Genomic DNA, 1,207 nt, shown 5'->3' with positions numbered 1-1,207 from the left:
AAACTTTTCTGACTTTTCTTCAGCCATTTATGAATGTTTGAATGATGCCCATTTGAAACATAAAAAAGAACTGGATTCCTTGCTGACTCTACGATTTCAGAAGTTTAATAAATCTCAGATTATGAACGTCTAAAGTATAGTCGGCTTGGTTCTGTGGTGACCAATTTGGGATATTCTGATTGGGCAACGCAAGACATTTCTTCACGATACCGCGAAATGTGGTATCGCATCAGTAAACGGGGGAGCGATTTTCTGCTAGAGAATTCTTATGATGGGCAGGCTTGGCTGCAAATGCGGATCACACACTTACACAAGATAGCCGACGATTGCCAAATCGGAGTGTATGCCTGCAGCCCGATAGGCAAAGCGTTTCGCTGTTGTTTCAAAACCTTGGAAATCTCAGACAATCAGTGGCTGGTAATACCAGAAGCCAGCTAATAACTGTATGCACCCGACTGGCACTTATGCGCCTTAACGCCCGGCTTGTTGTGGTTCACGGCTTGTCTGTCTTATGCTAGAGTTTCATAATTACCCAAAGCTAATGAGGCAAAAAATAATGACGGAGAAAAATAAGCCAGAAGAAGTTCAAGAGGCAATGATTTCAGTGGGAGTGGGTACAGCGATTGGAGCTAGTGCATCGGCAGTAGTTGGGGGTATGGGACTTGCTGTAGGAGGAACTGCTCTAGGCGTCGGCATGGCTCCAGTAGCAGCGGCAGGAGCAGTGGTCGGCACGGCAGTTTACGGAACCAAAAAAGCAATAGAAGAACAAGACGCAACGGCAATTGGAGCAGCGGCAATTGGTGCGGGTGCTGGAGCCGGTATATCAGCATTAGTTGGAGGTATGGGATTAGCAGTAGGGGGGACGGCAGTTGCAGTTACAATGGCTCCCGTAGCGGCAGTAGGAGCAGTAATTGGTTTAGCTGGGTATGGGATCTCTAAATTATTCACTGAGTAAGTAATGGCTAAACGGAAAAGACAGTCCCCCAATGCTGCTCAAAAATTAGTAAGAGGAGCAATTCGGGACTTTATTAATCAGCTTAATGGCATAGTTATTGAGCCGGAGATAAGCAACATCTCAAAAACCGCTGAGAGGTAAGATGAAAGCCACGACAGCATCTCTGGCCTCTCAGCCTATCGCCTGTGGCTGTTAGGTAGTGTCTAGCTAGTGACCAACTTCCAGGCTGAGACTGTTCTGGGGAGCCGCCCG

At 47.0% G+C, this 1,207-nt stretch carries 1 protein-coding gene and 2 pseudogenes; all 3 read left to right on the top strand.

Annotated elements, in window-relative coordinates; all coding sequences use genetic code 11:
- A pseudogene (locus tag O9332_RS03320) lies at positions 1-133 on the top strand (IS630 family transposase); the annotation flags it as partial.
- A pseudogene (locus O9332_RS03315) lies at positions 130-438 on the top strand (DUF1349 domain-containing protein); the annotation flags it as partial. The pseudogenes O9332_RS03320 and O9332_RS03315, both read left to right, overlap by 4 nt.
- A gap of 118 nt (positions 439-556) precedes the next feature.
- Positions 557-955 (top strand): hypothetical protein, encoded by a 399-nt coding sequence (locus O9332_RS03310; protein WP_002757399.1) that lies wholly within the window; start codon positions 557-559, stop codon positions 953-955.
- Positions 956-1,207 lie beyond the last annotated feature (252 nt).

This window comes from Microcystis sp. LE19-10.1B, from assembly GCF_027530565.1.
Taxonomy (GTDB): Bacteria; Cyanobacteriota; Cyanobacteriia; order Cyanobacteriales; family Microcystaceae; genus Microcystis; species Microcystis aeruginosa.
This window is presented reverse-complemented; position numbering and strand designations above follow the sequence as displayed.

Bases quoted from the DNA above. Each gene is read 5' to 3' on its own strand.
- O9332_RS03310 (WP_002757399.1), top strand. From the start codon at position 557: ATGACGGAGAAAAATAAGCCAGAAGAAGTTCAAGAGGCAATGATTTCA.